Here is a 5,128-nt window from a genome sequence, read left to right on the forward strand (position 1 = left end):
AAGAAAAGTGCAGAGACTATCGAAACCACACTTTAAAAGTGGAAGGGAGTAGAGTAGATTTAAAGTGAAATTCTTTATTTCGAAATGCAAGGTATGCCAAGTGCATAAAGATATAGTCCATTCTTTATAGAAATATAAAGTAGAGAGCAATCTCATCCAGATTTTGATAATGATATGTCTGTCTTTGTTGAGCCAACAAGACAAGAGATTAGAGAAGAATATATAGAACTTGGAATAGAAGGCGAAAGATTAAATCAATTAGTTGAGAAAAAATTAAAAGATAGAGTGCACCAAGCAATGCAAGGAGTTGTTTATAACTTAAACACTATGCATAGTAGAGCAGGTCAAATGTGGGCCGTTTAAGAACTAAACCGTTGAAGTTTTTAAATTATTAGTGGGGAAAATCGGTGAAGTCTAAGTGAATAATAATTTATATGATAATACCGAGATTGCTACAAGCAAGTAGTGATCGTAACGCATAGAAAGTGAGCGATATGTTAGCAAAAATCTTTCCAAGAGTCTCCGCCACCTTACGGAAAAACAAAGGTGAAAATATATGCTGAGCTTATAAGAAATTATAAGAAGTAGAGGATAAAAAGCCACTACGATAACAAAGTGTCACAGGTGCCTTTTAGTTCATTAAATTTAGGTATTCCTAATAATAAGGATGCTGCTTTAGTCTGTGAAATATTCTTAAAAGAGTATGAAAAAGGACTTGGAAAAGGCGAACAGCCAATATTCCCTTAATAGTGTAGGGGCTTATAATAGTAATATTATAAGAAAATGTAGTGAACGCTCAGAGAGTGGTGTGTAATTAACTTAAATGTTATATCAGGAAATGGATATTTAATAATTATGCTAACAGGGGAAGTCTAAGGAGATATTATCTATGATAATCCTGTGCCGATTCAAAAATACGAATAATTTTGACTTGAACAAAAGAAAAAAGAAGTGTGGTGATTGTGTTTTGAAGAAATATTACTTAAGTAAAATTGGAGAAATACATGGAGATCTTATAATTATAGATGGAGGAAATGTAAATAGAACTGTTATTGTAAAATGCAATATATGTAGAAGAAGTTTTAAGAAAACTATCAACATTTATCGAGAGGGAGTGCAATAACTCATGAACATTGTTCAAAATTTATAGATGATTGGAATTATGTTAATAAATCAAGCTTTTATTCATCATGGGCAAATATGAAAACAAGGACTACAAATTCGAATTCACCTAAATATAAAAATTATGGTGCAAGAGATATAAGTTGTTATCAGTTTAATTATTTTGTTGATTTTTATGATTTAATGTATAAGTCATATTTAAAACATGTAGCTAAATATGGAGATAAAAATACAACAATTGAACGAATTGATGTTAATAAAAATTATTGTGTAGATAATTGTACATGGGCAACATGGGATGAACAAGCAAAAAATAAAACTAATACAAGAATATTTAAGGCAATATCGCCAAGTGGAGATGAGTTTTTAGTTACACATCTTTCAAGTTTTTGTTTAGAAAATAATATAACATATGGAAATATTATAGCTGCATTTAGTAGAGATAAATTAAAAAGCAGGGTCAAATTAAGAAATAAATGGATTTTTGAAGTGGTCTAACGACTATCCAATAGATGTTACGGAGCATCAATAGGAGTACGGCCAATCGTATTGGTGGGTGAGAACCCCTTAAATGGAAGCGCTACACATCCTATAGATATAGGATGATGATATAGTCTACTCCCCTAATAAATATCGGGAAACCGAGGGTATAAAGGAACATAATTTTTAGGGTTAAAGAAGGTGTGAATAGAGAAGAAACTTCTCCATATCACTACTTATACAAGTTAGCTTGCGATGTTGCAGCTAAGAGAATGAATCCAACATTTATGAATATAGATGCTGATTTTAATAAAGAATATTATGATAAAGGATATATGCCAGCTACAATGGGATGTAGAACTTATCTTATGAGTAATAGAAATGGTGAACCAGGATGTAAAGGTAGGGGGAACATAGCACCTACTACTATTAACTTGCCTAGAGTTGGTATTTTTGCAAAGAATAATGTGGAAAAATTCTTTGAGCTTTTAGATGAAAGATTAGAACTTGCGAAGGAATCACTTCTTCACAGATATTCAATTCTTAAAAAGCTTAAAGTTAAAGATTTACCATTTGTTGCAGGTCAAGGTTTAATGAAGGGATCAGAAGGTTTAGAACCAAATGATTCAATAGAACCAATATTAAAACAAGGAAGTTACGGTTATTGAATAGCCCTACATTATAGTAATATAGTGTGTTGCATAGCTTAAATTGCTGGAAAACCCTAAAGGTATACTAACTACAAAGTAATTGGAAACGATAGGCTTGAATGTTGCGAAAGCAGAAAAAATAGTATATATAATCTATGCTGAAAAAAAGATTAATTGAAGAATTAGTTGCTAAGGATTGTTAAAATGGGTAATCAGCAGCCAAACTCCTATTAATAAGGAGGAGGTTCAACGACTATAATAGCTAAAGCTTTTTCAATAAGAAAAAGTTTAAGGTATAGTCTACTCCCTAGAGAAATATCAGGAAACTGAGGGTATAAAGGATAGGCTTCTTAGGTCTTGCTGAAGCTTTAATAGCTTTAACAGGAAAACATCATGGTGAGGATGATGCTTCAAGGGAACTTGGAGAGAGAATCATAACTTACATGAGAAAATATACAGATAGAATATCAGATGAAACTGGACTTAACTGGTCTTGTTATGCTACACCAGCAGAAGGACTTTCAGGTAAGTTTATTAAGAATGATCAAAAAGTGTTTGGAATTATAAAAGGTGTTACAGATAAGGAGTACTATACAAATAGTTATCATGTTCCTGTTTATTGCCCAATTTCAATTACTAAGAAAATAGATATAGAAGCTCCATACCATAAGCTTTGTAATGGTGGACATATAAGTTATCTTGAGGTTGATGATACTCCAAGTGGAGAAACTATCATGAAGATTTTAAAGTATGCTTATGAGAAAACTAATATAAGTTATTTAGGTATTAACTTCCATATAAGATATTGTAAAGATTGTGGAGAGTATCTTTATAATAATGAGGATTCTTGTCCTAAGTGTTCTTCAAAGGATATACAGGGGATTTCAAGAGTTACTGGTTACTTAAGTCTTGATGAAAGATTTGGACCAGGTAAGTATGGAGAAAGAAAAGATAGAGTATCTCATACACCAGCTCATAAAAATATTTATAAAAATGTATAATATTTTTATAACTTCACATAATAGTAGTGTGGTGTAATATATATACCACACTATATAAAAGGATAGTATCAAATATTATTTTGAAACTATCATTATATGGGCTACATGGGGACCCAACCATGTAGCTTTATTTTTTTGCATTTAATGAAACTGTTTACAAAAAGGTGGCAGAATTAAGTGTAAAAGTATAAAATATATGGTTGATTTATTTTTTGAATGTGATAAAATAGAAAACAATATAAATATTTTAGATTCGTATAATCCCTATAATATGGTTAGGGAGTTTCTACCAAGAGCCAGTAATTCTTGATTACGAAGAAAGTATCTTTTTGCTATGCAGAAGGAGATTTTCTTCGTGACCAAGAATTTTTTTTATATAAAAATAGAGCGTAATGGGGAATAAAAGAAGAAGGAGAGAACAATAATGATAAGATTTAATGAGTTACCAAAAGTAGAATTACACTGCCACTTAGATGGGTGTTTAAGAACAAGAACAGTTATAGAGCTTGCAAAGAAGGAAAATGTGAAGCTTGATAGTTTGGATTATGACAAAGTTGAGGATATGCTTGTAGTACCAGAATATTGTGCATCACTTGATGTTTATCTAAGAAGATTTGATTTACCAGGACTTCTTATGCAAAATAAAGAAAATTTAAAGAGAGTTAGTTATGAGTTAATTGAAGATGTAAGTAGAGAAAATGTTAAATATATAGAGATAAGATTTGCACCATTATTCCATTTAGAGGGTGGGCTTTCAACTGATGAAGTTATTGAAGCTATTCTTGAAGGACTGAAAGATGGAGAAAAAGATTTTGGAGTTAAGAGTAATCTTATAATTTGTGTTATGAGGCATCATGATTTAGATTGTGGTTATAAGCTTATTGATGACTGTAAAAAGTTTATTGGAAAAGGTGTGGTTGGGGTAGATTTAGCAGGGTGTGAACTTGAAGGGTTTGTTCCACAATATGAAGAGATGTTTAAGAAAGCTAGAGAGTATGGATTTAAAGTTACAGTTCATGCAGGGGAAACAGGTTTCTCACAAAATGTAGTTGATGCTATAAATATTCTTAAAGCAGATAGAATAGGACATGCAGTTGCACTTCAAGATGATGAAGCAGCTTATAATTTAGTTAAAGAAAAGAAAATTACTTTAGAGATGTGTCCGAAAAGTAATATGGATACAAAGGCTACAAGTTCTTATAGAATGCACCCATTTAGAAGATTTTTAAATGATGGATTAGAAGTTAATTTAAGTACAGATAATAGAACAGTTTCAAATATAGATTTAGTAACTGAGTGTAGAAACTTAAATAATGCTGATGAACTTTCATATGAAGATTATAAAAAAATGTATCTTAATAGTGTTAGAGGGAGCTTCTGTGATAATGAAACAAAAGCTTGGCTTAAGAGTTTAATTTACTAAAATAATTTAAAGTATAAAAAGGAGTATTCTCTAAATTTGAGAATGCTCCTTTTGTTTAGTTTCCTGATTTTTCTAAATATTTAGTGTATAAATTAGTACCAACAATATCAATTGCAAGTCCTATGAAAAATCCGAAAATTGAGTAAGTGTAAAGAATAACTACCGTTGAAATAAAATTAATAGCATAATAGATAATTTTATTTTCTATAAAGTCATTCATAAAATGATTTATAAGAAATAGGGCTACAAATCCTACAATAATAGTTATAACAACTGGAATAAAGAAAGAGGCTATGATGGTACAAAGTATACTTAATAAAAATAGCCCAGTTTCAAATTTTTTTAATTTAGGGTTGGCTGTATATTTCAAAATAATCCCTCCTATATTTTAAATGTGTATATATAAATAAGTATAAAAATTTAGTCGTATTTATACATAAAATTTATAAAAG

At 30.3% G+C, this 5,128-nt stretch carries 5 protein-coding genes, 3 pseudogenes and 1 riboswitch; of the genes and pseudogenes, 7 read left to right on the forward strand and 1 reads right to left on the reverse strand.

Features of this window, described 5'->3' with window-relative positions:
* Positions 1 to 147: 147 nt before the first annotated feature.
* The 7 genes and pseudogenes from nrdD (Q0V15_RS11670) to add all read left to right on the forward strand — a co-directional run.
* A pseudogene (gene nrdD, locus Q0V15_RS11670) lies at positions 148 to 345 on the forward strand (anaerobic ribonucleoside-triphosphate reductase); the annotation flags it as partial.
* A gap of 279 nt (positions 346 to 624) precedes the next feature.
* Positions 625 to 747, forward strand: a complete 123-nt coding sequence (locus Q0V15_RS11675) for a hypothetical protein (RefSeq protein ID WP_297439215.1) — start codon at positions 625 to 627, stop codon at positions 745 to 747.
* A gap of 220 nt (positions 748 to 967) precedes the next feature.
* Positions 968 to 1,123, forward strand: coding sequence for a hypothetical protein (locus tag Q0V15_RS11680; RefSeq protein ID WP_297439207.1), 156 nt, complete (start codon positions 968 to 970; stop codon positions 1,121 to 1,123).
* A gap of 77 nt (positions 1,124 to 1,200) precedes the next feature.
* On the forward strand, positions 1,201 to 1,620 hold the full coding sequence (locus tag Q0V15_RS11685) for a hypothetical protein (RefSeq protein ID WP_297439209.1): 420 nt from the start codon (positions 1,201 to 1,203) through the stop codon (positions 1,618 to 1,620).
* A 158-nt stretch (positions 1,621 to 1,778) separates the two neighbouring features.
* Positions 1,779 to 2,264, forward strand: a pseudogene (nrdD, locus tag Q0V15_RS11690) (anaerobic ribonucleoside-triphosphate reductase); the annotation flags it as partial.
* Positions 2,265 to 2,593: 329 nt separating this feature from the next.
* Positions 2,594 to 3,253: pseudogene (nrdD, locus tag Q0V15_RS11695) on the forward strand (anaerobic ribonucleoside-triphosphate reductase); the annotation flags it as partial.
* 233 nt (positions 3,254 to 3,486) lie between these two features.
* A riboswitch (purine riboswitch) is annotated at positions 3,487 to 3,586 on the forward strand.
* A gap of 91 nt (positions 3,587 to 3,677) precedes the next feature.
* Positions 3,678 to 4,676: an adenosine deaminase gene (gene add / locus Q0V15_RS11700; protein ID WP_297439211.1), complete on the forward strand. Its 999-nt coding sequence runs from the start codon at positions 3,678 to 3,680 to the stop codon at positions 4,674 to 4,676.
* A gap of 55 nt (positions 4,677 to 4,731) precedes the next feature.
* Here add and Q0V15_RS11705 read toward each other — a convergent pair whose 3' ends face one another.
* Positions 4,732 to 5,046: a hypothetical protein gene (locus Q0V15_RS11705; protein WP_297439213.1), complete on the reverse strand. Its 315-nt coding sequence runs from the start codon at positions 5,044 to 5,046 to the stop codon at positions 4,732 to 4,734.
* Positions 5,047 to 5,128: the final 82 nt, after the last annotated feature.

Source organism: uncultured Clostridium sp., from assembly GCF_947036855.1.
Lineage (GTDB): Bacteria > Bacillota > Clostridia > Clostridiales > Clostridiaceae > Sarcina.

What these genes read in the sequence shown, in the direction of transcription:
- Q0V15_RS11685 (WP_297439209.1), top strand. Translation starts at nt 1,201, where the DNA reads ATGAAAACAAGGACTACAAATTCGAATTCACCTAAATATAAAAATTAT.
- add (WP_297439211.1), top strand. Translation starts at nt 3,678, where the DNA reads ATGATAAGATTTAATGAGTTACCAAAAGTAGAATTACACTGCCACTTA.